Source organism: Sulfitobacter sp. 1A13421, from assembly GCF_043557285.1.
Classification (GTDB): Bacteria; Pseudomonadota; Alphaproteobacteria; order Rhodobacterales; family Rhodobacteraceae; genus Sulfitobacter; species Sulfitobacter faviae.
Genome location: NZ_JBIFFQ010000003.1, coordinates 287,436 through 312,976 on the forward strand (window position 1 = coordinate 287,436; position 25,541 = coordinate 312,976).

A 25,541-nucleotide genomic window follows, 5' to 3' on the forward strand; every position below is an offset into this window, starting at 1 on the left:
GCGGGCAGGCTCAGCCCGCAAATTCGCTACGCGCATAGCCCTGCACGAACAGCAGCGCGGTCAGATCGCCAAAGTTGATGCGGATGTCACATTCCGCCGCGACAGAAGGCTTTGCATGTAGCGCCACGCCCATGCCCGCGCGCCCCAACATCCCCAGATCATTGGCCCCATCACCCACGGCGATGACCTGATCCTCGGTGATGCCCAGCTTTGCCGTGATCTCTTCCAGCGCGGTGACCTTGGCCTCACGCCCGAGGATCGGCAGCCCCACATCTCCCGTCAGCGCGGCCTGTTCAACCAGCAGCGTATTGGCGCGATTCTCATCAAAGCCCAACATCTCGGCCACTTTGGCTGTGAAGGCGGTGAACCCGCCCGAGACCAGAGCGGCATAGCCGCCGTTGGCCTTCATTGTGCCCACCAGCGCCCCGCCGCCGGGCATCAGGGTGATCCGCTCGGCCAAGACCTTGTCGATCACGCTGGCTTCCAGACCTTTTAGCAGGCCGACCCGTTCGCGCAGGGCGCCGTCGAAATCCAATTCGCCATTCATCGCCCGCGCCGTGATCTCTTTCACGCGCTCCCCGACGCCTGCTTCATCGGCCAATTCGTCGATACATTCTTGCTGGATCATCGTGCTGTCCATATCGGCCAGCAGCATCTTCTTGCGGCGGCCCTCTGTCGGCACGATCACCAGATCGACCCCCATGGACTGGCAGCTTTCCCAGACATCCCAACGGTTTTCCGGCATCTGGGTCAACGAAAACTCCGCCGCCTCATCCGGGGCCAGCCAAAGCGCGTCACCCCCGCCCCAAGCGTTGCGCAGGCTTTCCACCAGCGCGGGGTCGAGGCTGGGGTTGGTGGGGGAGGTCAACAAGATTGCCGTGAACATAAGTTTCCGATCCGCATCATTCGCGCCGCGCAAAGCGACATGACCGGCGTCCTAGCGTCATTTTGCGACTTGCGCCAGCCCGGCCTCCCCGCGTATCCCGGCAAGTGGGACACCCTTCCCCAACGAAGGGCGAATATCTGAGAGGGTAGCATCAATGGCTATGAACCAACCGGCACCGCGCCCGGAAGCGAAACCTGTTGCCGTACCGGCAAACCCGCGTTTCTCCTCCGGCCCCTGCGCCAAAATCCCCACATTCGATCTGACCAAGCTTGGCGATGCTCCGCTGGGCCGCAGCCACCGTGCCGCGCCCGGCAAGGCCAAGCTTGCTGAGGCGATCGAAACCACCCGCGAAGTGCTCGGCGTGCCCGCCGACTACCGCATCGGCATCGTGCCCGCCTCCGACACCGGCGCTTTCGAGATGGCAATGTGGTCGCTTCTGGGCGAACGGCCCGTTGAGATGGTCGCATGGGAAAGCTTCGGCGCAGGCTGGGTCACCGATGTGGTGAAACAGTTGAAGATCGAAGCGCAGGTCCACACCGCTGAGTATGGCGAGATCGTCGACATGGCCGCGCTGAATTATGACAACGACGTCTGCTTTACCTGGAACGGCACGACCTCTGGCGTGCGCGTACCCACGGGCGACGTGATCCCGGCGGACCGCGCGGGGCTCACGCTCTGCGACGCGACCTCCGCCGCCTTCGCGCAGGACCTGCCGTGGGACAAGCTCGATGTGACGACCTTCTCTTGGCAGAAAGTGCTGGGCGGCGAAGCGGCGCATGGCATGCTGATCCTCAGCCCGCGTGCTGTCGAGCGGCTGGAAAGCTACACCCCCGCATGGCCGCTGCCCAAGATCTTCCGCCTGACCAAGGGCGGCAAATTGAACGAGGGCATTTTCCGCGGCGAGACGATCAACACGCCGTCGATGCTCTGCGTCGAGGATTACCTGCTGGCGCTGGACTGGGCCAAATCCGTGGGCGGCCTGAAAGGCCTAATCGCGCGTGCAGACGCAAACACAAAGGCCGTGGCCGATTTCGTCGAGGCGCATGACTGGATCGACTTCCTCGCCACCGATCCCGCGACACGCTCCAACACATCGGTCTGCCTGAAGTTCACCGATGACCGCATCGCGGACGGCGCCGCCTTTGCCAAGGCCGTGGCCAAGCGGCTGGCGGATGAGGGCGCAGCGCTCGACATCGGCGCCTACCGCGATGCCCCTCCGGGCCTGCGCATCTGGTGCGGTGGCACGGTCGAGGCGGCGGACATCGAAGCGATGTTGCCTTGGCTCGCATGGGCTTTTGAAGCCGAAATCAACGCGTGACGCGATTGTGCGCGAGGATCGCGCACCCTACTCCCCCCTCTCGTCGGCTGCGCGTCTCTGCGCACCGCTGACCCCGTTTATGAAGGACCAGACAAATGGCCCCCAAAGTACTCATTTCCGACAAACTCTCCGAAGCTGCCGTTCAGATCTTCCGCGACCGCGGCATCGACGTGGATTTTCAGCCCGATCTGGGCAAGGACAAAGACAAACTGGCCGAGATCATCGGCAACTATGACGGCCTCGCCATCCGCTCGGCCACCAAGGTGACGGAAAAGATCCTCGCCAACGCGCCGAACCTTAAGGTGATCGGCCGCGCGGGCATCGGCACCGACAACATCGACAAGGAAGCCGCCTCGAAACAGGGTGTGATCGTGATGAACACGCCCTTCGGTAACATGATCACCACCGCCGAACATGCCATCGCGATGATGTTCGCCGTGGCGCGGCAGATCCCCGAGGCGAGCGCCTCCACCCATGCGGGCAAGTGGGAAAAGTCCAAGTTCATGGGCGTCGAGCTGACCGGCAAGACCCTTGGCGTGATCGGCGCGGGCAACATCGGCGGCATCGTCTGCGACCGCGCGCGCGGGCTGAAGATGAAGGTCGTGGCCTATGACCCCTTCTTGGGCGAGGAGAAGGCCGAGAAGATGGGCGTCGAGAAGGTCGAGTTGGACGAGCTGCTCTCCCGCGCTGACTTCATCACGCTGCACGTGCCCTTCACCGAGCAGACCGCCAATATCCTCAGCCGCGAGAACCTTGAAAAAACCAAGCCCGGCGTGCGCATCATCAACTGCGCCCGCGGCGGTCTGGTGGACGAGGAAGCGCTGGCCGACCTGCTGAAGTCGGGCCATGTGGCGGGCGCGGGCTTCGATGTCTTCGCCGAGGAACCGGCCAAGGAAAACCCGCTCTTCAATCTGCCCAACGTGGTCTGTACCCCGCACCTCGGCGCCGCGACCACCGAAGCACAGGAGAACGTGGCCCTGCAAGTGGCCGAGCAGATGTCCGACTACCTGCTGACCGGCGCCGTGACCAACGCGCTCAACATGCCCTCGGTCACCGCCGAAGAAGCCAAGGTCATGGGCCCATGGGTCAAGCTCGCCGGCCACCTCGGGGCCTTCATCGGCCAGATGACGGACGAGCCAATCAAGGCGATCAACATCCTCTACGACGGCTCGGTCGCCAAGATGAACCTCAAGGCACTGAACTGCGGCGTCGTGGCGGGCATCATGAAGCGCGCCAACCCGGACGTGAACATGGTCTCCGCCCCCGTGGTCGCGCGTGAGAAAGGCATCCAGATCAGCACCACCAACCAGGACAAGTCCGGCGTTTTCGACGGCTATGTCAAGGTGACCGTGGTGACCGAGAAGCGCGAGCGCTCCATCGCGGGCACCGTCTTCTCGGACGGCAAGCCGCGCTTCATCCAGATCAAGGGCATCACCATCGACGCCGAGATCGGGGAGCACATGCTCTACACCACCAACGAAGACGTGCCGGGCATCATCGGCACATTGGGCCAGACCATGGGCGAGAACGGCGTGAACATCGCCAACTTTACTCTTGGCCGCCACACCGCCAAGGGCGAGGCGATTGCCCTGCTCTATGTCGACGATCAGGTGCCCGAGACGGTGATCGGCAAGCTGCGCGACACCGGCATGTTCCGGCAAATCAAGCCGCTGCAATTCGACGTGGCCTAAGGCCAGCACGACCTGCACAATCTGGAAGCGCCCCCTCGCGGGGCGCTTTTTCTTTTGGGGGCATTGTCGGGCCTAAGCCTTCCCTTCCCCGCCGCTTTGCGGCATCACGAGGGGGTGCAGAAGGACAGGAACGATCATGCCCAGCCCCATCTATGCCATCGGAGACATCCACGGTTACGCCGCCGAGCTTGAGCGCGTTTTGACCCTGATCGAAGAAGACGGCGGGCCGGAGGCCCAGATTGTCTTTCTGGGCGATTACACCGACCGCGGCCCCGACAGTAAAGCGGTGATCGAGCGGCTGGCCCAAGGCAAGGCCGAGGGCCGCAACTGGACCTTCCTAATGGGCAATCACGACCGCATGTTCAGCTGGTTCATGGAGGATTTCCCCCGCCACGATCCGCTGCTGCTGGTTGAGCTTAACTGGCTGAACCCGCGTTTGGGCGGCGACACGACACTGGGGTCCTACGGCGTATCGGTCAGCGGGCGCGACCGGATGTCAGAGGTGCATGAGAAAGCCCGCGCAGCGGTGCCGCAGAGCCATGTGGATTTCCTCAAGACCCTCGCCCTATCACATCAAACGCCCGACCTGTTCTTTGCCCATGCGGGCATCCGCCCCGAGGTGCCGCTGGACGATCAGCGCGAGAATGATCTGTTGTGGATCCGCAAGGAGTTTCACCAATACACCGCGCCCCATCCCAAGCTGATCGTCCACGGCCACACGCCGGTCGACAGCGCCATGCACTATGGCAACCGGGTGAACCTCGACACCGGGGCGGGCTATGGCAAACCGCTCTGCGCGGCGGTGTTCGAAGGGGAGGACGTTTGCGTCCTCACGCAACAGGGGCGCAATCGCCTGCGCCCCTGAGCGGTTCAGGTCCAGTCCAGCACCACCTTGCCCGACCGCCCCGATTTCATCGCAGCGAACCCCTGCTCGAAGTCATCCACCCCGAAGCGGTGGGTGATGATGGCGGAGACATCCAGCCCGTTCTCCAACATGGCGATCATCTTGTACCAGGTCTCGAAAATCTCGCGGCCATAGACGCCCTTGATGGTGATCGCCTTGAAGACGATGCGGCTCCAATCCACCGGCGACTTGCCCGGCGGGATGCCCAGCATGGCGATGCGCCCGCCCATGGTCATGGCCTCGACCATCTGATCCAGCGCCTGCTGGTTGCCCGACATCTCGAGCCCGACGTCAAAACCCTGCTTCATCTTCAGCCGCGGGATCACATCGGCCAAGTCCTCCTTGGCCACGTTCACCGGCACCACGTCGGCGACCTTTTCCGCCAGCGCCAGACGGTCGGGGTTCACATCCGTGATCACCACATGCCGCGCGCCGACGTGCCGCGCCACCGCGGCGGCCATGATGCCGATCGGCCCCGCGCCGGTGATCAGCACGTCCTCGCCCACCAGATCAAAGCTCAGCGCCGTGTGCACCGCATTGCCCAGAGGATCGAGGATCGCGCCGATGTCGTCGGAAATCTCGTCCGGCAGCGGCACCACGTTGAAGGCGGGCAGCTTGAGGTATTGCGCAAAGGCCCCCTGCTCGTTCACCCCAATGCCCCGCGTCGCGGGATCGAGGTGGAACTTGCCCGCCCGGCTCTGCCGCGACTGCTTGCCGATCAGATGCCCCTCGCCCGAGCAGCGCTGGCCGATCTCCAGCCCCTCGACATTGCGGCCAAGCTCGACGATCTCCCCCGCGAACTCATGGCCGGTGATCAGCCCCACCGGCACCGTCCCGGCGGCCCAGTCGTCCCAGTTCCAGATATGGATGTCGGTGCCGCAGATGCCGGTCTTGTTGATCTTGATCAGCACGTCCTCGGGGCCGATCTCGGGCACCGGCGCATGGGTCATCCACAGCCCCTCGCGGGGGTGCAGCTTGGCCAGCGCTTTCATTTCGTTGGTCGCCATCAGATCACCCCGCAGGCCTTGCCGGCCGTCTCGAAGGCTTTCAGCGCGCGGTCCAATTGGTCGCGGGTCAGCGCCGCGTTCATCTGGGTGCGGATGCGCGCCTGACCGCGCGGCACCACCGGGAAGAAGAAGCCCGAGACATAGACGCCTTCCTCGAAAAGCTTCGCCGCCATGTCCTGCGCCAGTTGCGCCTCGCCCAGCATGACCGGCACGATCGGATGTTCGCCGGGCAGCAGGTCGAAACCCAGTTTCTCCAGCCCCGCGCGCCAGTATTCGGTGTTCTCGAAAAGACGCGCGCGCAGATCGTCGCCCTCTTCCACCAATTCCAGCGCGCGGATACCGGCGCGCACGATCGACGAGGGCAGCGAGTTCGAGAACAGATAGGGCCGCGCGCGCTGGCGCAGCAGGTCGATCACCGGCTGCGGCCCGGCGATATAGCCGCCGATGGCGCCGCCGAGCGCCTTGCCCAGCGTGCCGGTCACGATGTCCACCTTGACCCCGTGATGCGCCGGGGTGCCCGCGCCCTTTGGCCCCATGAAGCCGGTGGAATGGCAATCGTCGACCATCACCAGCGCCTCGTATTTTTCGGCCAGCGCGGTGATCTCGGGCAGTTTTGCCAGATAGCCGTCCATCGAGAAGACCCCGTCGGTGGCGATCATGATGAAGCGCGCACCGTCCTCGCGGGCCTGTTTCAGCTTGGCCTCGAGATCTTCCATGTCGCTGTTGGCGTAGCGGTAGCGCTTGGCCTTGCACAGACGGATGCCGTCGATGATCGAGGCATGGTTCAGCGCGTCCGAAATGACCGCATCCTCCGGCTCCAGCAGCGGCTCGAACAGCCCCCCGTTAGCATCGAAACAGGCGGCGAAGAGGATCGAATCGTCGTGACCGAGGAAATTGGCCAGCTTCTGCTCCAACTCGCGGTGGATGTCCTGTGTGCCGCAGATGAAGCGGACGGAGGCCATGCCGAAGCCCTTCTCGTCCATCGCTTCCTTGGCCGCTGCGATCAGCTCGGGGTGATCAGCGAGGCCAAGGTAGTTGTTGGCGCAAAGGTTGATGACTTCGCGGTCGCCCACCGCGATCTCGCCGCCCTGCGGGGTAGTGATGAGCCGCTCGCTCTTCATCATGCCCTCGGCGTCGATCTCGGACAGGGTGTCGGTGACATGGGACAGAAATGCTTGGGTCATGAGGCTCTCCTTTTCAGGAGACTTCTACCATAGCGGAGGCGATTCCGAAATAGAGGATTTCCGGAATGGCGGATTTTTTCCGGTATCGCGGAAACTAGGCGTCTTGAACCACCAGAAAGGCGCGGACCGGCCCCTCTGTCGCGCGGATCGCATGGGGCACGTCGGCGGCATAGCGCGCGGTGTCGCCGGCCTGCAGCCGCTCGGTCCCGGTGCCGCTGGTGACCTCCACCGCGCCCTCGAAGACAGTGAGATGCTCGCGCGCGCCGCGGGTGTGGGGCGCACTGTCGAGCACGCCGCCCTCGGCGATGAGCAGCTCGTAGACTTCGTGATGCCCGGCTTCCTCAGGCGGGGACAGGATGCGAATGCGGCAACCGTCGCCCAGATTGCTGATCGTCGGCACGGCGGCACTGCGCAGCACCTCGATCTGCGGCTCGCCGGGGGCGGCGTCGAGAAGACCGGCAAAATCCACCTGAAGCGCGCGGGTGAGATTCCACAGCGTCGCGATGGTGGGGCTCGATTCGCCGCGCTCGATCTGGCTGACCATGGAGCGCGACACGCCTGAGAGCTTCGCCACGGCGTCGAGCGATAACCCCTGCCCCTGCCGCGCCTCTTTCAGGCGGGCGGGCAGCTGTGTCAGGATCTTGTCGGTGTTGTCCGTCATGGCGGATATGTCGCGCGGCGCCCCGCCCCTGTCAAGCTGTCGCATGACGGGACGTTTCTCCTGACTTTGCCGCGCCCGCCCCCCATAGTGCCGCCAACGATTAGAGGAGAGTTTCATGTCAGACGATATCGTCATCCTGAGCGGCGCACGCACCGCCATCGGCACCTTCGGCGGCAGTCTTGCTGCCACCCCGCCCACCAAACTCGGCAGCACCGTCGCGGCGGCAGCAATGGAGCGCGCGGGCGTTAGCCCCGAACAGATCGGCCACGTCGTCTTTGGCAACGTCATCAACACCGAGCCGCGCGACATGTACCTCAGCCGCGTCGCCGCGCGCGACGCGGGCGTGCCCGACGAGGTGCCAGCGATGAACGTGAACCGGCTCTGCGGCTCAGGCGTTCAGGCACTGGTCTCGGCCACCCAGAGCCTGATGCTGGGCGATGCGGACTTCGCCCTCGCGGGTGGCGCAGAGAGCATGTCGCGCGCGCCCTATGTGCTGCCCGACGCCCGCTGGGGCCAGAAGATGGGCGATGCACGCAGCCTCGACATGCTGCTGGGCACGCTGAACTGCCCCTTCGGCACCGGGCATATGGGCGTGACGGCAGAGAACGTGGCGGATGAACACACGATCACCCGCGAAGAGATGGACGCTTTCGCCCTGCAAAGCCAAGAACGCGCGGCGGCGGCCATCGCGGCAGGGCATTTCAAGGATCAGATCGTGCCGGTCGAGGTGAAGGTGAAGCGCGACATGGTGCCCTTCGACACCGACGAACACCCCAAGGCGACCACGGCAGAGGCGTTGGCTGGCCTGCGCCCCGTGTTTCAGAAAGACGGCCGCGTCACGGCGGGCAACGCCAGCGGCATCAACGACGGCGCGGCGGCGCTGGTGCTGGCCCGCGCGGAGGCCGCGAAATCCGCAGGGCTGACGCCCCGCGCCCGCATCCTCGGCTACGCTCATGCCGGCGTGCGCCCCGAGGTCATGGGCATCGGCCCGGTCCCTGCCGTGCGCCGCCTGCTGGAACGCACCGGGCTGAAGGCCGATGACTTCGACGTGATCGAAAGCAACGAGGCTTTCGCGAGCCAAGCGCTGGCTGTGAGCAAGGAACTGGGCTTCGACCCGGCAAAGGTGAACCCCAACGGCGGGGCCATTGCGCTTGGCCACCCGGTCGGCGCGACGGGGGCGATCATCACGGTGAAAGCGCTCTACGAATTGGAGCGGATTGGCGGCAAACGCGCGTTGATCACCATGTGCATCGGCGGCGGGCAAGGCATCGCCATGGCCATCGAACGTATCGCCTGAAGGCCGGGGGGCCGCGCGGCCCCCTGCCCTAAAGCAGTGCGTCAATCAGGGCGATTGTGGTGGCCCCGGCCACACCGGACATCACCGCAGTCGCCGCGATATAGCGCCAGAAACGCGGGCGACGCTCGGGCTGCTCTTCGGCCTGACGGTTCAACGCCTGTTCGACCAGTCCCGGCAGACGCGGACCAAAGCGGGCCATGACCATCGCCGTGTCGCGCAGATCAGAGACGATGGCCCGCGGACCGAGCGACTTGGTGATATAGTCGGTCACGATGGGGCTGGCGACTTCCCAGATGTTGATATGCGGGTTGAGCGAGCGGGCCACGCCCTCGACCACGACCATGGTGCGTTGCAGCAAGATCAGCTCGGTCCGGGTTTCCATGCCGAAACGCTCGGTCACCTCAAACAGATAGGTCAGCAGCCGCGCCATGGAAATGCGGGTGGCGTCCATGCCGAAAATCGGCTCGCCCACCGCACGCAGGGCGCGGGCGAATTCATCGACGTCCTTGTCGGCGGGGACATATCCGGCCTCGAAATGCACCTTGGCGACGCGCTGGTAATCGCGGCGAATGAAGCCATAGAGAATCTCGGCATAGACCCGGCGGGTGTAGCTGTCGATATGGCCCATGATGCCGAAGTCATAGGCTATGATATCGCCATTGGCCGCGACCTTGAGGTTACCTTGGTGCATGTCGGCGTGGAAATAACCGTCGCGCAGGGCGTGCTGAAGGAAGAGTTGCAACACCCGTTCCGACAGCGCCACCCGGTCGTGCCCCGCCGCATCCAGCGCGGCATTGTCGCCCAGCGGCAGCCCGTCAGCCCAGCCCAGCGTCATCACGCGGCGGCCCGAATAATTCCATTTGATCTCGGGCAGTTGAAACCCGGCGTCGTCTTTGGTGTTGGCGGCGAACTCCGACGCGGCGGAACTTTCGAGCCGCAGGTCCAGCTCCCCCCGCACGACGCCATCGAAATGTTCGATCACCTCCATCGGGCGCAGGCGGCGCGACCCGGGCGAGAAAATCTCGGCCATGCGGGCGGCGAGGTAGAAGGCGTCAATGTCCTTGCGGAAGGCTTTTTCGATGCCGGGGCGCAGGACTTTGACAGCCACCTCTTCGCCGGTCTCGGCCAGCCGCGCGTGATGCACCTGCGCGATGGAGGCCGCGGCGACGGGTTCGCTGAACTCCGAAAAGATCGTGCTGACCGGCTCGCCCAACTCCTGCTCGACTGCGCTGCGGGCCAGCGCCATGTCAAAGGGCGGCAACTTGTCTTGCAGCACGCGCAATTGCACCGCCAGATCGTCGCCCACCACGTCGGGGCGGGTCGACAGCACCTGACCGAATTTGATGTAGGCCGGGCCAAGCGCCGTGAGCGCGCGGGTGGCGGGCGGCATCGTCGGGTCGCCCTTGTAGCCCAGCCATTTGAACGGAAGGCCAAGCGCGCGGGCCACGAAACGCAGCGGCGGGGAGGCATCGAAAGCATCCAGCACCACATTCATTGCCCCGGCGCGTTCCAAGGTCGCGCCCGTGCGGATCAACCGCCAGATATTGTGCGGACCGCGCATCAGAGCTTCCAACCCGAATGCAGCGCCGCGATCCCCATCGACAGGTTGCGATACTTAGCCTGCCCAAAGCCCGCCGCGCGCACCATCGACAGGAAGGTCTCTTGATCGGGGAAATTGCGGATCGATTCGACCAGATATTGATAGCTGTCGCGGTCGCCCGCGATGGCTTGGCCCATGCGCGGGATCACGTTGAAGCTGTAGAGGTCATAGGCTTTTTGCATCGCCGGGTTGGGCAGTTGGCTGAACTCCAGCACCATCAGCCGCCCGCCGGGGCGCAGCACGCGGTACGCCTCGTTCAGCGCCTCTTGGGGGCGGGTCACGTTTCGGATGCCGAAGCTGATCGTGTAAACGTCGAAGGTGTTGTCGGGAAACGGCAGCGCCATGGCGTCGCCCACGACCCAATCGAGGCTGCCGGTCAGCCTGTCCGCCTCGGCCCGCTGGCGGCCTTCGACCAGCATCGGCTCGGTCAGGTCGAGCACCGTGGCATGGCCGTGACCGGCACGTTTGAGGAATTTGAAAGACACATCGCCAGTGCCCCCCGCCACATCGAGCAGTTTCTGACCGGGGCGCGGGGCGAGCCAGTCCATCATCGCTTCCTTCCAGACGCGGTGGATCCCCATACTCATCACATCGTTCATGATGTCGTATTTGCTGGCGACGGAGTTGAACACACCCTGCACGCGCCCGGCCTTTTCATGTTCGGGCACAGTCTCGAAACCGAAATGGGTTGTTTTGTCAGCGTCCTGGGTCATCTGCTCTTGCGATCCTCTGGTTCTGTCCCTTGTTATAGGGTGCCGGGGGGCAGGGACAATGCGTGCCTTTTGTCACAGGCAAGCCAGAGGGGAAACCGAGATGCCGGAACTGCCAGAGGTCGAAACCGTCCGCCGTGGGCTGGCCCCCGCGATGGAGGGGCAAGTGATCGCCCGCGCCGAGGTGAACCGCCCCGACCTGCGCTGGCCCTTCCCCGAGCGGATGGCGGAGCGGCTGACCGGGCAGCGCGTCGGCCTGCTGCGGCGGCGGTCGAAATACATCCTCGCCGATCTGGCGAGCGGGGAATCGCTCTTGGTGCATCTGGGCATGTCCGGGCGAATGCTGGTTTCGGGCGACCCCCTGGGGCAATTTCAGCACAACCACCCCGCGCCCGAAAAACATGACCATGTCGTGTTGCATATGGGTAACGGTGCGCGGATCACCTTTAACGATCCGCGCCGTTTCGGCGCGATGGATCTGATGCCCACCGCCGGGGCCGAGACGCATAAGCTTCTAGCCTCGCTCGGGCCGGAACCCTTGGGCAACGACTTTCACGAAGCGCATCTGGTCGCCGCGCTGAAAGGCCGCAACACGCCGATCAAATCGGCGCTGCTGGATCAGCGGATCGTGGCGGGCTTGGGCAATATCTATGTCTGCGAAGCGCTTTACCGCGCGGGGATTCACCCGGCCCGCAAGGCCGGGCGCATCTCGGCCACGCGGGTCGCCGGGCTGGTGCCGATCATCCGCCAAGTGCTGGCCGATGCGATCACGGCGGGGGGATCGTCGCTCAAGGATTTTCGGCAGGCGGATGGCGAATTGGGCTATTTCCAGCACAGTTTCGACGTCTATGGCCGCGAGGGCCAAGCCTGCCGCAGACCGGGTTGCGACGGGGCAATCGCGCGCATCGTGCAAAGCGGACGCTCTTCCTTCTATTGTCCGCGTTGCCAAAGATAACTTGAAACATGGGGGTGCCGTGGTATGCACATTCCCCTGAGCGCAACAACAAAGAGCATTCTTGATGGCTTACGAAACGATCACCGTGGACGTGGACAACCATGTGGCCCTGATCACCCTGAACCGCCCGGATGCGCTGAACGCGCTCAACGAGGCGCTGCTGGGTGAACTCGCCAAGGCGCTGAAAAGCGCGCAGGAAAACGACAAGGTCCGCTGCATCGTCATCACCGGCTCGGAAAAGGCATTCGCCGCCGGGGCCGACATCGCGATGATGCGCGAGAAAAGCTTTGTCGACGTCTTCATGGGGGATCTTTTCACGCCCGAAACCGATCAGATTCTGCGCGTGCGCAAGCCGATCATCGCCGCTGTGTCGGGCTATGCCCTCGGCGGGGGCTGCGAGTTGGCGATGATGTGCGACTTCATCATCTGCTCTGAAAGCGCCAAGTTCGGCCAGCCCGAGATCAACCTCGGCGTCGTGGCGGGTATCGGCGGCACCCAGCGTCTGACCCGTCTGGTAGGCAAGTCCAAAGCGATGGACATGAACCTCACGGGCCGCTTCATGGATGCCGAAGAAGCCGAACGCTCGGGCCTCGTATCCCGCGTGGTGCCGGTGAAAAAGCTGATGGAAGAGGCGATGGGCGCCGCAGCCAAGATCGCCGAGAAATCCATGATCTCGGCCACCGTGGTCAAGGAATGCGTGAACCGCGCCTATGAGGTGCCGCTGAGCGAGGGCTTGCTGTTCGAACGCCGCATGTTCCATTCGCTGTTCAACACCGAAGACCAGAAAGAAGGCATGTCCGCCTTCCTCGAAAAGCGCGAAGCGCAATTCCGCGACAAATAAGCGCCTCTTCCGGCGCGGCTTGCATTGCCGCGCCCGCTGCCTTATAGGCGGCACCAATACATGCGCGTGCAGCCCGCTCTGGCTAGAATCACCTACCCCAAGGGGGTCCGGATTTCCGGTCGGGTTGGCGTCACGCATTGCTACGCAACATATGAACCCGAAGGCTGATACTCATGGCAAACACCCGTCAATCCGCAAAGCGCGCCCGTCAAAACGAAAAGCGTTTTGCGATCAACAAAGCACGCCGTTCGCGCATCCGCACCTACCTGCGCAAGGTCGAAGAGGCGATCACCTCCGGTGATAAAGAAGCCGCAACCGCCGCTCTGAAAGCCGCCCAGCCCGAGCTGATGCGCGGCGTCACCAAAGGCGTTTTCCACAAGAATACCGCGTCGCGCAAAATGTCGCGCCTGTCCGCGCGGGTCAAAGCACTGGGCTAATTTGGCTTCATAGCCAAGCCCTTAGAAACACAAGAGGCGCCGCATTGCGGCGCCTTTTTTCGTGCGGGTGCAGCGAAAAAAACACGCCAGAGATTCTTTTCCGGCAATCTCTGAGTCAAGATGGAAGATATGTTGAAGCGAACCGGAAACACTTGCTACCAAAGGTCCAGCGATTCATTTCGCTTGGGGGGACAGGCCCTGAACACGGCGTCAGCCAACTGGCAGAATGCCAAATTCAGGGGGGTGCAAGTGACCGTTCACAGACGGTTCCGCGCACCATCGTGAATGCTGCTGCCAGCACGTTTACCCTGTCGATGAGAACACGAACGGTTCGTTCAGCGCCTCTTGCGCCGGTTTACGGCACAGTAGGCTCATGGGCAGGCCATTCTTTAAAAGTCCGAAGGACACAGGTCGGTCATCCGCGTGGGACCGGGTGGATGACCTGTTGCCGGGTGAAACAATATTAAGGGCCGGGATCCACTCGGCCTCTGTGCGAAGAGCAAAGCGGGACGTAAGGCACGATGACATTAGATCACTGGGGCGAGATCAAAGAGCGGCTTCTAAAGACCGTGGGGCAGAACAACTACACAACCTGGATTGAACCGCTTGTGCCCGGCGCCGTCGAAGACGGAATCGTGACACTCAAGGTGCCGACGAATTTCTTCGGCAACTACGTCAGCCAGAACTTCTCGGACCTGATTCTGCATGAGATCAACGCGACCGGCACCGATGCCACGCGCCTGAACTTTGCTCTGAATCAGCAGCCTACCCCTGCCGCCGAAAAGCCCGCCCCGGCTGCGCGTCAGACCTCGGCCGCCGCGAAACCTGCCGCCAATTCGCAGCTCAGCACCGCCCCGCTCGACCCGCGCTTCAGCTTTGACAATTTCGTCGTCGGCAAGCCCAACGAACTGGCCCATGCCGCCGCCCGCCGTGTCGCCGAAGGCGGCCCCGTGACCTTCAACCCGCTGTTCCTTTATGGGGGCGTCGGCCTTGGCAAGACCCACCTGATGCACGCGATTGCCCGCGAGCTGCATGAGCGCAAGCCCGAGATGAACGTGCTCTACCTCTCGGCTGAGCAGTTCATGTACCGTTTCGTGCAGGCCCTGCGCGACCGCAAGATGATGGATTTCAAGGAAATCTTCCGCTCCGTCGACGTGCTGATGGTTGATGACGTGCAGTTCATCGCGGGCAAGGATTCAACGCAAGAAGAGTTCTTCCACACGTTCAACGCGCTTGTGGACCAGCATAAGCAGATCATCATCTCCGCCGACCGCGCCCCGGGTGAGATCAAAGACCTCGAAGACCGCGTGAAATCGCGCCTGCAATGCGGGTTGATCGTCGATCTGCACCCCACGGACTACGAGTTGCGCCTCGGCATTCTGCAAAGCAAGGTCGACGTGCAGCGCAAGACCTATCCCGACCTTGAAGTCGCCGACGGCGTGTTGGAATTCCTCGCGCATCGGATCACCTCGAACGTCCGCGTGCTCGAAGGTGCGCTGACCCGTCTCTTCGCCTTCGCCTCGCTGGTGGGCCGTGAGATCGACATGGGGCTGACGCAGGATTGTCTGGCCGACGTGCTGCGCGCCTCGGAGCGCAAGATCTCGGTCGAGGAAATCCAGCGCAAGGTTTCCGACCACTACAACATCCGCCTGAGCGACATGATCGGCCCCAAGCGCCTGCGCAGCTACGCGCGCCCGCGTCAGGTGGCGATGTATCTGTGCAAACAGATGACCAGCCGTTCTCTGCCCGAGATCGGCCGCCGCTTTGGCGGGCGCGACCACACCACCGTCATGCACGGGGTGCGCCGGATCGAAGAACTCAAGGTCTCGGACGGTCAGATCGCCGAGGATCTGGAACTGCTGCGCCGGGCGCTCGAATCCTAAGCATAGCGGCCTGAGGGTTGTCCTCAGGACACGGTCAAACAGTGATCGGGGGCGCAGCTTGCGCCCCTCTTGCATTCACTTCAACAAAGCCACAAAAGTTCTTGTGTAAGCGTGGGAACCGGGTAGTTTGCCTCTCCCGGCAGTCGGTATGGGAGAAGGCATATGAAATTCAGCATCGAACGCGCGGCACTGCTCAAGGCCGTTTCGCAAGCCCAATCCGTGGTCGAGCGCCGCAATACCATTCCGATCCTCGCCAACGTGCTGATCGAGGCCGAGGGCAGCGATGTTTCCTTCCGCGCCACCGATCTGGATATCGAAGTGGTCGACAAGGTCGCCGCGCAGGTTGAGCGCGCTGGCGCCACCACCGTTTCGGCCACGCTGCTGCATGAAATCGTGCGCAAACTGCCCGACGGCGCGCTGATCAGCCTCACCGCCGACACCGCCGCTGGCCGCCTGACGGTCGAAGCGGGCCGCTCAAACTTCTCGCTTGCCACGCTGCCGCGCGAGGACTTTCCGGTCATGGCGTCCTCCGAGTACGCCTCGAACTTCTCGGCCCCGGCTCCGGTGCTGCGCCGCCTGTTCGACAAGTCGAAATTCGCCATCTCCACCGAGGAGACGCGCTATTACCTCAACGGGGTCTACCTGCACGTGGCGGATGCCGAGGGCGGCAAGGCGCTGCGCTGCGTGGCGACCGATGGTCACCGTCTGGCCCGGATCGACGCCGAGATGCCCGAAGGTGCGGCGGAGATGCCCGGCGTGATCGTGCCGCGCAAGACCGTGGGCGAGCTGCGCAAACTGCTCGACGATGATGAGATGGAAATCGCGGTGTCCGTGTCCGAGACCAAGATCCGTTTCGCGACCCCCGCCATCACGCTGACCTCCAAGGTCATCGACGGCACCTTCCCCGACTACACCCGCGTGATCCCGCAGGGGAACACCCGAAAGATGGAAGTCGACGCCGCCGATTTTGCCCGCGCGGTGGACCGCGTGGCGACCGTCTCCTCCGAGCGCTCCCGCGCCGTGAAACTGCAACTCGACGAAGACCGGCTGGTGCTGTCGGTCAACGCGCCGGACAGCGGTGCGGCGGAGGAAGAGCTGGCCGTGGCCTACGGCGACGAGCGGCTCGAGATCGGATTCAACGCGAAATACCTGCTGGAGATCGCGAGCCAGGTGGACCGCGAAAACGCCGTCTTCCTGTTCAACTCCTCGGGCGATCCGACCCTGATGCGCGAAGGCACCGATACCTCTGCGGTCTATGTCGTCATGCCGATGCGCGTGTGACGCTGGCGGAAATTTTCAAAATTTGCGCGCCGTTTTCTGTTGATGAAAACGGGGTCTGAATGGCGCAGCTGTATCTCTCCGATCTCGGCCTCTCGCATTTCCGCTCGCACAAACGCGCGGTGATCGACGTCGACGCGCGTCCCGTGGCGCTCTACGGCCCCAACGGCGCGGGCAAGACCAATGTGATCGAGGCGATCTCGCTCCTGTCGCCCGGACGCGGGCTGCGGCGCAGCAGCGCGCAAGACATGACCCGCCGTCCCGAGGCTCTGGGATGGAAAATCACCGGGGTCTTGCACGGGCCAAGCGTACTCCACGAGGTCGAGATCTGGTCCGAAGGCGGCGCCGCCCGGCAGACCAAGATCGACGGCAAGGCCGCGGCCCAGACAGCGCTTGGCCGCATAGCCCGCGTGCTCTGGCTCATCCCCGCGATGGACCGGCTTTGGATCGAAGGCGCCGAGGGGCGACGGCGGTTTCTCGACCGGGTGACGCTGTCGATGCTGCCCGATCACGCCGAACTGTCGCTGAGCTTTGAAAAGGCCATGCGCGAGCGCAACCGCCTGCTAAAGGACATGGTGCGCGAGCCTGCGTGGTACGCCGCCCTCGAAGACCGCATGGCCGAGACCGGGGCGCAGATTCACGCCAATCGGCAACAGGCCCTCACGGCCCTCGCTAGCGCGCAGGAGGAGGCGCAGACCGCCTTCCCCATCGCCACGCTCGCGCTGCAAAACGACATGCCCGACAGCGCCGAGGGACTGCGCCGGGCGCTGTCGGACAACCGGATGCGCGATGTCGCCGCCGGCCGCACGCTGATCGGCCCGCACCGCGCCGATCTGGAAGGCACCTATGCCGCCAAGGGCACCGCCGCACGAGATTGCTCCACCGGGGAGCAGAAGGCGCTGCTGGTCTCGCTCATCCTCGCCAATGCCCGCGCCATCGCCGCCGATTTCGGCGCGCCGCCGATCCTGCTGCTGGACGAGGTGGCCGCGCATCTCGACGCGGGCCGCCGCGCGGCGCTTTACGACGAGATCACGGCGCTTGGTGCGCAGGCCTGGATGACTGGCACGGGGCCGGAACTGTTCGACAGCCTTGGGGACCGCGCGCAATATGTGGAAGTGACCGAGGATGAGGGCCTCTCGAATGTGGTGCGGCAGCCATGACCCTCTCGCCCACCGACCTGCTGCTTTACTGCGGCGCTCTGCTGATCCTCTTCCTCACCCCCGGCCCGGTCTGGTTGGCGATGATGGCCCGGGCGCTCTCGGGCGGTTTTCAGGCGGCGTGGCCCCTGGCGCTTGGCGTCGCGATCGGCGACATGCTCTGGCCGTTGGTGGCGATCTTGGGGATCACTTGGATCGTCTCGGCCTTCGACACGCTGATGGAAGTGCTGCGCTGGACCGCGGCACTGGTCTTCATCGCCATGGGGGTCGGGCTGATCCGACAGGCGGGTGCGAAGATCGACACCGACAGCCGCCTTACCCGCCCCGGCATGTGGCCCGGGTTCATCGCGGGACTGGTGGCGATCCTCGGCAATCCCAAAGCGGTGCTCTTCTACATGGGCGTGCTGCCCGGCTTCTTCGACCTGCGCGCGGTCACCGCCCCCGACATCGGGCTGATCCTCGCCGCCTCGGTCATCGTGCCGCTTGTCGGCAACCTCGTGATCGCGCTGCTGGTGGGCCATCTGCGCGGCTTTCTGACCGCCCCACGCACCCTGCGACGGATCAATCTAATCTCCGGCGCCATGCTGGTTTTCGTGGGCCTGATCATCCCCTTCGCCTGACACAAAATCTTGTGTCATTCGCGTGACAATCCCCGGTGAAAACACTATAAATCGGGCAAACGATAAGGGTTTTTTCCGCATGTCCGATACCGCGCAGACACCACAGGAATACGGTGCCGATTCCATCAAGGTTCTCAAAGGGTTGGAGGCCGTTCGCAAACGCCCCGGCATGTATATCGGGGACACCGATGATGGCTCGGGCCTGCACCATATGGTCTATGAGGTCGTGGACAACGGCATCGACGAGGCGCTGGCTGGTCACGCCGACGCGGTGACGGTCACGATCCACGCGGATTCCAGCGTATCGGTCAGCGACAACGGGCGCGGCATCCCCGTGGGCATCCACGAGGAAGAAGGCGTCTCGGCGGCCGAGGTCATCATGACCCAGCTGCACGCGGGCGGGAAGTTCGACAGTAATTCCTACAAGGTCTCCGGCGGTCTGCACGGCGTCGGCGTCTCGGTCGTGAACGCGCTCTCGGACTGGCTGGAACTGCGCATCTGGCGCGAGGGCAAGGAACATGTCGCGCGCTTCGAAGGCGGCTTCACCACCAAGCATCTCGAAGTCGTGGGCGAGACCGACCGCACCGGCACCGAAGTGCGCTTCATGGCCTCGACCGAGACCTTCTCGAACATCGACTACAGCTTTGAGACGCTGGAAAAGCGCCTGCGCGAACTGGCCTTCCTGAACTCCGGCGTGCGCATCATCCTGAAGGACGAACGCCCCGTCGAGCCGCTGCAAACCGAGCTCTACTACGAAGGCGGCGTGAAGGAATTCGTCAAATACCTCGACCGGCACAAGCATGCGGTCATGGACGAGCCGATCTTCATCACCGGGGAGCGGGACGACATCGGCATCGAGGTCGCCATGTGGTGGAACGACAGCTATCACGAGAACGTGCTGCCCTTCACCAACAACATCCCGCAGCGCGACGGCGGCACCCATATGGCGGGGTTCCGCGGCGCGCTGACGCGCACGATCAACGCCTATGCCCAGACCAGCGGCATCGCCAAGAAGGAGAAGATCTCCTTCACCGGCGACGACGCCCGCGAGGGTCTGACCTGCGTGCTGTCGGTCAAAGTGCCCGACCCGAAGTTCTCGTCACAGACCAAGGACAAGCTGGTTTCCTCCGAGGTGCGCCCGGCTGTCGAGGGTCTGATGAACGAACGCCTCGCCGAATGGTTCGAAGAGAACCCGAACGAGGCCAAGCAGATCGTCGGCAAGATCGTGGAGGCCGCACAGGCCCGCGAGGCGGCCCGCAAGGCGCGCGAGTTGACCCGGCGCAAGACGGCGATGGACGTCAACTTCCTCGCCGGCAAGCTCAAGGATTGCTCGGAAAAAGACCCGGCCAAGACCGAAGTCTTCCTCGTCGAGGGGGACAGCGCGGGCGGCTCGGCCCAGACCGGGCGCGACCGACAGACGCAGGCGATCCTGCCGCTGAAAGGTAAGATCCTCAACGTGGAGCGCGCGCGTTTCGACCGGATGCTGGGCTCTCAGGAGATCGGCAACCTCGTCATGGCGCTCGGCACCGGGATCGGGCGCGACGAGTTCAATATCGACAAGCTGCGCTACCACAAGATCGTCATCATGACCGACGCCGACGTTGACGGCGCGCATATCCGCACGCTCCTGCTGACCTTCTTCTACCGGCAGATGCCCGAGCTTATCGAGAACGGCCATCTCTACATCGCGCAGCCGCCGCTTTACAAAGTGTCGCGCGGCAAATCCGAGGTCTACCTCAAGGACGAGGCCGCGATGGAGGAATACCTGATCCAACAGGGCGTTGACGGCGCCATGCTGCGTCAGGGCAATGGCGAAGAGATCACCGGTCAGGACCTCACCCGCGTGGTCGACATGGCCCGCCAATTGCGCCGCGTGCTGGAGGCCTTCCCCACCCATTACCCGCGCCACATCCTCGAACAGGCCGCCATTGCCGGTGCTTTCGTCGATGGCGCTGTGGACAGCGACCTGCAAGGCGTGGCCGACAAGGTCGCCGACCGTCTGAACCTGATCGCGCTGGAATATGAGCGCGGCTGGCAGGGGCGCATCACCCAAGACCACGGCATCCGCCTCGCCCGCATCTTGCGCGGCGTGGAGGAGGTGCGCACCCTCGACGGCCGCATGCTGCGCTCAGGCGAGGCGAAGAAATCCGGGAGCTTCACGCAGCACCTGCAGGAGGTCTACGACCAACCCGCCAAGCTGATCCGCAAGGACCGCAGCCAGATGATCTATGGCCCCATGGACCTGCTCAACGCGATCCTTGCCGAGGGCGAGAAAGGCCTGTCGCTGCAACGCTACAAGGGTCTGGGCGAGATGAACCCCGATCAGCTGTGGGAAACCACCCTAGACCCAGACGCCCGCACGCTGCTGCAGGTCCGCGTGGAGGACATGGCCGAGGCCGACGATCTCTTCACCAAGCTGATGGGCGACGTGGTCGAGCCGCGCCGCGAGTTCATCCAGCAGAACGCGCTGAGCGTGGAGAATTTGGATTTTTGAGGGGGTGTAGGCGGGCGTATAGCCTCTGCCCCGCTGCCAGGTCTTAGAACGACAATCCGCCGCGCCGCTTAACCAGCGACGCGGCGGATTTTTTAGTATCAGGCTTGTTACCCGATGATGCCGTTCAGCGTCTCGGAGGGGCGCATCACGCGGGCAGTTTTCTCCGCGTCGGTGTGGTAGTAGCCGCCCAGATCGACAGCCGTGCCTTGGGCCGCGGCAAGCTCGGACAGGATGTCGGCTTCCTTGGCGGCCAGTTCCTTGGCGACGGGCGCGAACTCTGCGGCGAGGTCCGCGTCATCGCTCTGCGCGGCGACAGCTTCGGCCCAGTAGCGCGCGAACCAATAGTGGCTGTCGCGGTTGTCGGGCTCACCCACCTTGCGCGAAGGGGAACGACCGTGGTCGAGGATGCCCTGCGTCGCGGTTTCCACGGCATCGCCCAGGACGCGCGCCTTGTCGTTGCCGCGGGCATCGGCGAGGAACTTCAGGCTTTCGCCAAGGGCGCAGAATTCGCCAAGGCTGTCCCACCGCAGGTGGTTCTGCTCCATCAACTGCTGAACGTGCTTGGGGGCAGAGCCGCCCGCGCCAGTCTCGAACAAGCCGCCGCCGTTCATCAGCTTCACGATGGACAGCATCTTGGCCGAGGTCGCCAGTTCCAAGATCGGGAAGAGGTCAGTCAGATAGTCGCGCAGCACGTTGCCGGTGATGGCGATGGTGTTCTCGCCCTTGGTGATGGTCTCCAGCGAGGCGCGGGTGGCTTCGCGGGGGGCCATGATCTCGAACTTGTCGGCAACGCCTTGGGCCTCGAGGATGGGCTTCACGTAAGAGATCAGCTCGGCGTCATGGGCGCGGTTTGCGTCCAGCCAGAAGATCGCGCGGCAGCCTTCAGCCTTTTGACGCGAGATGGCGAGGTTGACCCAATCCTCGATCGGCGCCTTTCGCGCAGAGGAGGAGCGCCAGATGTCACCGGCCTCAACCTTATGTTGGTGCAGCACGGTGCCGTCGTCGAGGATCATTTTGACGGTGCCCGCCTCGGCCAGTTCAAAGGTGGTCGGATGCGAGCCGTATTCCTCGGCCTTCTGCGCCATCAGGCCGATGTTCTGCACCGTGCCAGCGGTCGCGGGGTCGAGCTTGCCGTTCTCTTTGAAGAAGTTGATTGCCTCGTCATAGACCGGCGCATAGGAACTGTCGGGGATCACGCAGTTGGCGTCATGCTCTTTGCCGTCGGGGCCCCAGCCTTTGCCGCCAGCGCGGATGAGCGCGGGCATGGAGGCGTCGATGATCACATCGGAAGAGACATGCAAGTTGGTGATCCCCTTGTCGGAATCGACCATATACATCGGCGGTCGTTCTTCCATACAGGCGTCGATGTCGGCCATGATCTCGCTCTCGCCCTTCACGCGCTCCAGCAGATCGCCGAGACCGGAGTTGGGGTTCACGCCCAGATCTTTGAGCTTTGTGCCATGCTTTTCGAAAACCGGCGCAAGGTAGGCTTTGACCGCGTGACCAAAGAGGATCGGGTCGGAGACCTTCATCATCGTGGCCTTGAGGTGCAGCGAGAAGAGAATGCCGTCTTCTTTGGTCTTCTCGATCTGGGTGTTGAGGAAGTCCTTCAGCGCGGCCGCGCTCATGAAGGTCGCGTCGACCACGGTGCCGGCGGGATACTCAAGCCCCTCTTTCAGCACTTTTTCCCCGTCCGCGGTTTCCAACACGATCTTGGCGCCAGTCGCGGCGTCGAGCGTGGCCGAAACTTCGTTAGAGAAGAAATCATTGCCCGACATGGACGACACATGCGTCTTGCTGTCGGCGGTCCAGTCCCCCATGCGGTGCGGGTTGGACTGGGCAAAGCTCTTCACAGCTTTGGCCGCGCGGCGGTCGGAGTTGCCTTCGCGCAGGACCGGGTTCACGGCGGAGCCTTTGATGCCGTCATATTTGGCGCGCACGGCTTTTTCTTCGTCTGTGCTCGGCTCTTCGGGGTAGTCGGGCAGCGCGTAGCCTTGGGCCTGAAGCTCTTTGATCGCGGCGACCAGCTGCGGCACGGAAGCAGAGATGTTCGGCAGCTTGATGACGTTGGCCTCGGGCGTCTTCACCAGACGGCCCAGTTCCGCCAGATCGTCCGACTGGCGCTGTTCTTCGCTCAGATGCTCAGGGAAAGTCGCGAGGATACGGCCCGCGAGGCTGATGTCTTTCGTGCCGACGCTCACACCGGCGGCTTCGGCGAACTTCTTGATGATCGGCAACAGCGAGGCAGAGGCCAGCTCCGGCGCTTCGTCAACTTTGGTGTAGATGATATCGGACATGATTGCTCCAAATTGCTGCATTTGCTGCCCTGATAGCGGAAGAGGCGGCGAAGGTCGACGGTATACCGCAGTATGCGGTGGGGTCGTTTCAGGAAAAAGCGGATTTCAGCCTTTTGCACGGGCCACCTAGCGCAGCCCGCGCGCTGCCGCCTAGCGGGCCACGCTGCGCAGTTGCAGAATCTGCATCCCAATCGCCATGGCCGGGCCGATCCCCACCGCGAAAAGCAGCGTGCCGAGGCCCAGGGTGCCGCCCAAGGCCCAGCCGATGGCAACGACGGACAATTCGATGCTCATGCGGACCAGCGCGATGGGTTTGCCGGTGACCCGTTGCAGCCCCGTCATCAACCCGTCCCGCGGCCCGGGGCCAAGGTTTGCCACAAGATAGATCGCACCGCCAAAGCCAGTCACGAAGACGCCGGTCAGCGCCAGCATGGCATTCGCCAGATAGCTGTCGAAGTGGGGCAGGATCGGCAGCGCATATTCCAGCACCAGCGCCACGATCACCGCGTTCAGAATGGTGCCGATACCGGGCGTCTGCATCAGCGGGATCCAGAGCAAAAGAACCACGGCGCTGATCAGGAAGGTCGCAAAGCCAAGGCTCCACCCCGTGATGCGGGTCACCCCTTCGGCGAAGACGGTCCAAGGGCTGACGCCGACGCCCGCGGTGACCAAAAGCGCCTCGCCCAAGCCAAACATCACCAATCCCAGCACCAGAAACACCATCGAGGCCAATGGCGGCCTGAGCGTGAAGGCTTTAGGCGAACTCCACCGCAGCCGGGGAACAGAGGTGACAGACAGGAAACTCACGGCGCGACCTTTGGCGGGATGCTCAAGATGCCCTGTTGTTCCAGTTTACGTCAGAACCGGCAAGGTCAATCTAGCCTGCGCCCCTCACCGCCAGCGCGAAAAGCCGAAGGTCATATAATCCTTCTGATAGGCTTCCGCCGTCAGGACCTCGATCTCATCGTCATAGATATCGCCGAGCGTGAAGGGGCCGGGTTCCACCATCTGGGGCACGGCGGGGACGGTGGCATGGCCCTGCCCCGCAGCCAGAGCGGGGAGTTCGCTGGCCAATTCCTCTTCGCGGAGGATGCGGTCGGGCAGGCAGAACGCCCCGAACCCCGCAATGGCTTGGGCCTGAGAACACCATGCAGCATCCACCCGGATCGAAGTTTGCCCGGCCAGATTGCCTTTGAGAAACTTGAGGAAGGCAACAAAGGCTGCGCGATGCGCGTCTCGATCATATTCGGCGTCGGGGCCATCCTTTGGCAGCGGCACCTTGTAGCGGCGCATCAGCGTGTTGCGCAGCTGGCGGTAACTGCCCTCCCCCGTGGTCAGGATATGGCGGCAAAAGGCATCATGCGCGCGCAGGGCGGGATGGCGCAGTACGGTAAAGCCGCGATGCCCGTGCGTTTTGCGTTTCCACTGCCGCAGCTCTTTTTGCGACATCTTATCGCGCAGTGCCTCACGCGGGACGCCATCGAGGGCGGCGAGCCAGTCCAGCACCTGATCCTGCGGGCCGGATTTGATCGGCAGATAGATCAAGCCGCTGGTCGCCGCCGCCACATAGGAGGGCACATTCGGCCCGCGCCGTGGCTCAAAATTGGGGGTGCGGGTCAGATCGAAACGATCGAGCCGCGCCAGCGCCTCCAGCATCTCGTCATAGTTGCTGACCTTGGCCGAGATCGGGCTGGGGTTCTGTTTCTTGAGGTTCTTGTCCAGCCCCTCCAACTGCTCATCCACGCCAAGATAGCGCGCAAGCCCGTTCATCACCTCAACGCTTTGCAGGTCTTCGTAAGCCACGTAAAATGCCGTTTGGCCGGAGGTCTGCAAACGGTTCAGCAGCGTGATCTGGAACTGCTGAAGGGCATCCAAATGGGCGCTGAACTCATCTGCATCGAAGACGGCCTGCGCCACCTTCTGCGCCTTCATATCGGTCAGTTTCCACTGCCCCGTGGCCTGCGCGATCTTCCAACTGACATAGCTTTCGACCGGGTTGCGCGTGAGCACGATCTTGGCGCAGCGCTGATCCTCGACGATCTCATCAAAGACACGCGGATCGTGGTCGTGGAAATAGCGGAAACCGCCCAAAGCATCCTGCTGCCCCCGGATCGCCGCCAGCAGCTTTTTGGGGTTTTCGTCCCGCGTGGCCTGATCAATGCCAAGGATGGGCTCGCTTTTGGGATAGCCCATGAAGAAAGGATTAAACGCCTCCCCATGACAGGCGATCCCGGCAAAGGCGTTCAAGTTCGCCTCTAGGAAGTTGGACCCGGTCCGCATCTCGGCGAAGACCACGAAACTGTCGAATTTGTCGCGCATGG

General features: G+C 63.5%; 21 protein-coding genes. 12 read left to right on the forward strand and 9 right to left on the reverse strand.

Annotated elements, in window-relative coordinates; all coding sequences use genetic code 11:
* Positions 1-10: 10 nt before the first annotated feature.
* Positions 11-886: a phosphoserine phosphatase SerB gene (gene serB / locus ACGYLI_RS08165; RefSeq protein WP_394418680.1), complete on the reverse strand. Its 876-nt coding sequence runs from the start codon at positions 884-886 to the stop codon at positions 11-13.
* A gap of 154 nt (positions 887-1,040) precedes the next feature.
* On the opposite strand from serB, the gene ACGYLI_RS08170 reads away from it, so the two are divergent.
* The 3 genes from ACGYLI_RS08170 (at position 1,041) to ACGYLI_RS08180 (ending at position 4,760) form a co-directional block, all read left to right on the forward strand.
* Entirely contained in the window at positions 1,041-2,204 is a 1,164-nt protein-coding gene (locus tag ACGYLI_RS08170) for a phosphoserine transaminase (RefSeq protein WP_394418682.1), read from the forward strand.
* Between the two features lie 95 nt (positions 2,205-2,299).
* A complete protein-coding gene (gene serA, locus ACGYLI_RS08175; RefSeq protein ID WP_394418684.1) occupies positions 2,300-3,895 on the forward strand; it encodes a phosphoglycerate dehydrogenase in 1,596 nt (531 codons plus the stop codon).
* Positions 3,896-4,031: 136 nt separating this feature from the next.
* Complete coding sequence (locus ACGYLI_RS08180; protein ID WP_394418686.1) at positions 4,032-4,760, forward strand: metallophosphoesterase family protein; 729 nt, start codon at positions 4,032-4,034, stop codon at positions 4,758-4,760.
* Between the two features lie 5 nt (positions 4,761-4,765).
* Here the strand turns inward: ACGYLI_RS08180 and tdh are convergent, their stop codons facing one another.
* From tdh to ACGYLI_RS08195, 3 genes are all read right to left on the reverse strand, one after another.
* Complete coding sequence (gene tdh / locus ACGYLI_RS08185; protein WP_394418688.1) at positions 4,766-5,806, reverse strand: L-threonine 3-dehydrogenase; 1,041 nt, start codon at positions 5,804-5,806, stop codon at positions 4,766-4,768.
* Positions 5,806-6,990: a glycine C-acetyltransferase gene (locus tag ACGYLI_RS08190; RefSeq protein ID WP_394418690.1), complete on the reverse strand. Its 1,185-nt coding sequence runs from the start codon at positions 6,988-6,990 to the stop codon at positions 5,806-5,808. Before ACGYLI_RS08190 ends, tdh begins: the two co-directional genes overlap by 1 nt.
* Positions 6,991-7,084: 94 nt before the next feature.
* The gene (locus tag ACGYLI_RS08195; protein WP_394418692.1) at positions 7,085-7,651 is read right to left on the reverse strand and encodes a helix-turn-helix domain-containing protein; all 567 of its coding nucleotides are present in this window, start codon (positions 7,649-7,651) and stop codon (positions 7,085-7,087) included.
* 115 nt (positions 7,652-7,766) lie between these two features.
* Here ACGYLI_RS08195 and ACGYLI_RS08200 point away from each other — a divergent pair, with 115 nt between their 5' ends.
* A complete protein-coding gene (locus ACGYLI_RS08200; RefSeq protein WP_394418694.1) occupies positions 7,767-8,948 on the forward strand; it encodes an acetyl-CoA C-acyltransferase family protein in 1,182 nt (393 codons plus the stop codon).
* A 28-nt stretch (positions 8,949-8,976) separates the two neighbouring features.
* Here ACGYLI_RS08200 and ubiB read toward each other — a convergent pair whose 3' ends face one another.
* Together ubiB and ubiE are read right to left on the reverse strand one after the other, a co-directional pair.
* Positions 8,977-10,509, reverse strand: a complete 1,533-nt coding sequence (ubiB, locus tag ACGYLI_RS08205; protein ID WP_394418696.1) for a 2-polyprenylphenol 6-hydroxylase — start codon at positions 10,507-10,509, stop codon at positions 8,977-8,979.
* On the reverse strand, positions 10,509-11,261 hold the full coding sequence (ubiE, locus tag ACGYLI_RS08210) for a bifunctional demethylmenaquinone methyltransferase/2-methoxy-6-polyprenyl-1,4-benzoquinol methylase UbiE (RefSeq protein WP_067261168.1): 753 nt from the start codon (positions 11,259-11,261) through the stop codon (positions 10,509-10,511). Before ubiE ends, ubiB begins: the two co-directional genes overlap by 1 nt.
* A gap of 100 nt (positions 11,262-11,361) precedes the next feature.
* Here ubiE and mutM point away from each other — a divergent pair, with 100 nt between their 5' ends.
* The 8 genes from mutM (at position 11,362) to gyrB (ending at position 20,923) form a co-directional block, all read left to right on the forward strand.
* A complete protein-coding gene (gene mutM / locus ACGYLI_RS08215) occupies positions 11,362-12,213 on the forward strand; it encodes a bifunctional DNA-formamidopyrimidine glycosylase/DNA-(apurinic or apyrimidinic site) lyase (RefSeq protein WP_209216843.1) in 852 nt (283 codons plus the stop codon).
* Between the two features lie 64 nt (positions 12,214-12,277).
* On the forward strand, positions 12,278-13,054 hold the full coding sequence (locus ACGYLI_RS08220) for an enoyl-CoA hydratase (protein WP_067261165.1): 777 nt from the start codon (positions 12,278-12,280) through the stop codon (positions 13,052-13,054).
* A gap of 173 nt (positions 13,055-13,227) precedes the next feature.
* Positions 13,228-13,491 (forward strand): 30S ribosomal protein S20, encoded by a 264-nt coding sequence (rpsT, locus tag ACGYLI_RS08225; protein WP_067261164.1) that lies wholly within the window; start codon positions 13,228-13,230, stop codon positions 13,489-13,491.
* 521 nt (positions 13,492-14,012) lie between these two features.
* Positions 14,013-15,374: a chromosomal replication initiator protein DnaA gene (gene dnaA, locus ACGYLI_RS08230; protein ID WP_136720544.1), complete on the forward strand. Its 1,362-nt coding sequence runs from the start codon at positions 14,013-14,015 to the stop codon at positions 15,372-15,374.
* A gap of 162 nt (positions 15,375-15,536) precedes the next feature.
* Positions 15,537-16,655 (forward strand): DNA polymerase III subunit beta, encoded by a 1,119-nt coding sequence (dnaN, locus tag ACGYLI_RS08235; RefSeq protein ID WP_394418699.1) that lies wholly within the window; start codon positions 15,537-15,539, stop codon positions 16,653-16,655.
* Between the two features lie 59 nt (positions 16,656-16,714).
* A complete protein-coding gene (recF, locus tag ACGYLI_RS08240; RefSeq protein ID WP_394418702.1) occupies positions 16,715-17,812 on the forward strand; it encodes a DNA replication/repair protein RecF in 1,098 nt (365 codons plus the stop codon).
* Positions 17,809-18,429 carry a LysE family translocator gene (locus ACGYLI_RS08245; protein ID WP_394418704.1) on the forward strand — a complete coding sequence of 207 codons (621 nt, stop codon included), beginning with the start codon at positions 17,809-17,811 and terminating at the stop codon, positions 18,427-18,429. The genes recF and ACGYLI_RS08245 overlap by 4 nt, the downstream gene beginning before the upstream one ends.
* 79 nt (positions 18,430-18,508) lie before the next feature.
* On the forward strand, positions 18,509-20,923 hold the full coding sequence (gyrB, locus tag ACGYLI_RS08250) for a DNA topoisomerase (ATP-hydrolyzing) subunit B (protein ID WP_394418706.1): 2,415 nt from the start codon (positions 18,509-18,511) through the stop codon (positions 20,921-20,923).
* Positions 20,924-21,030: 107 nt separating this feature from the next.
* On the opposite strand, the gene ACGYLI_RS08255 is transcribed toward gyrB, so the two are convergent.
* From ACGYLI_RS08255 to ACGYLI_RS08265, 3 genes are all read right to left on the reverse strand, one after another.
* Positions 21,031-23,220: an NADP-dependent isocitrate dehydrogenase gene (locus tag ACGYLI_RS08255; RefSeq protein ID WP_394418708.1), complete on the reverse strand. Its 2,190-nt coding sequence runs from the start codon at positions 23,218-23,220 to the stop codon at positions 21,031-21,033.
* A gap of 150 nt (positions 23,221-23,370) precedes the next feature.
* Positions 23,371-24,027 carry a YitT family protein gene (locus tag ACGYLI_RS08260; RefSeq protein ID WP_394418710.1) on the reverse strand — a complete coding sequence of 219 codons (657 nt, stop codon included), beginning with the start codon at positions 24,025-24,027 and terminating at the stop codon, positions 23,371-23,373.
* Positions 24,028-24,111: 84 nt separating this feature from the next.
* Positions 24,112-25,539, reverse strand: coding sequence for a nodulation protein NodH (locus ACGYLI_RS08265; protein ID WP_394418711.1), 1,428 nt, complete (start codon positions 25,537-25,539; stop codon positions 24,112-24,114).
* Positions 25,540-25,541: the final 2 nt, after the last annotated feature.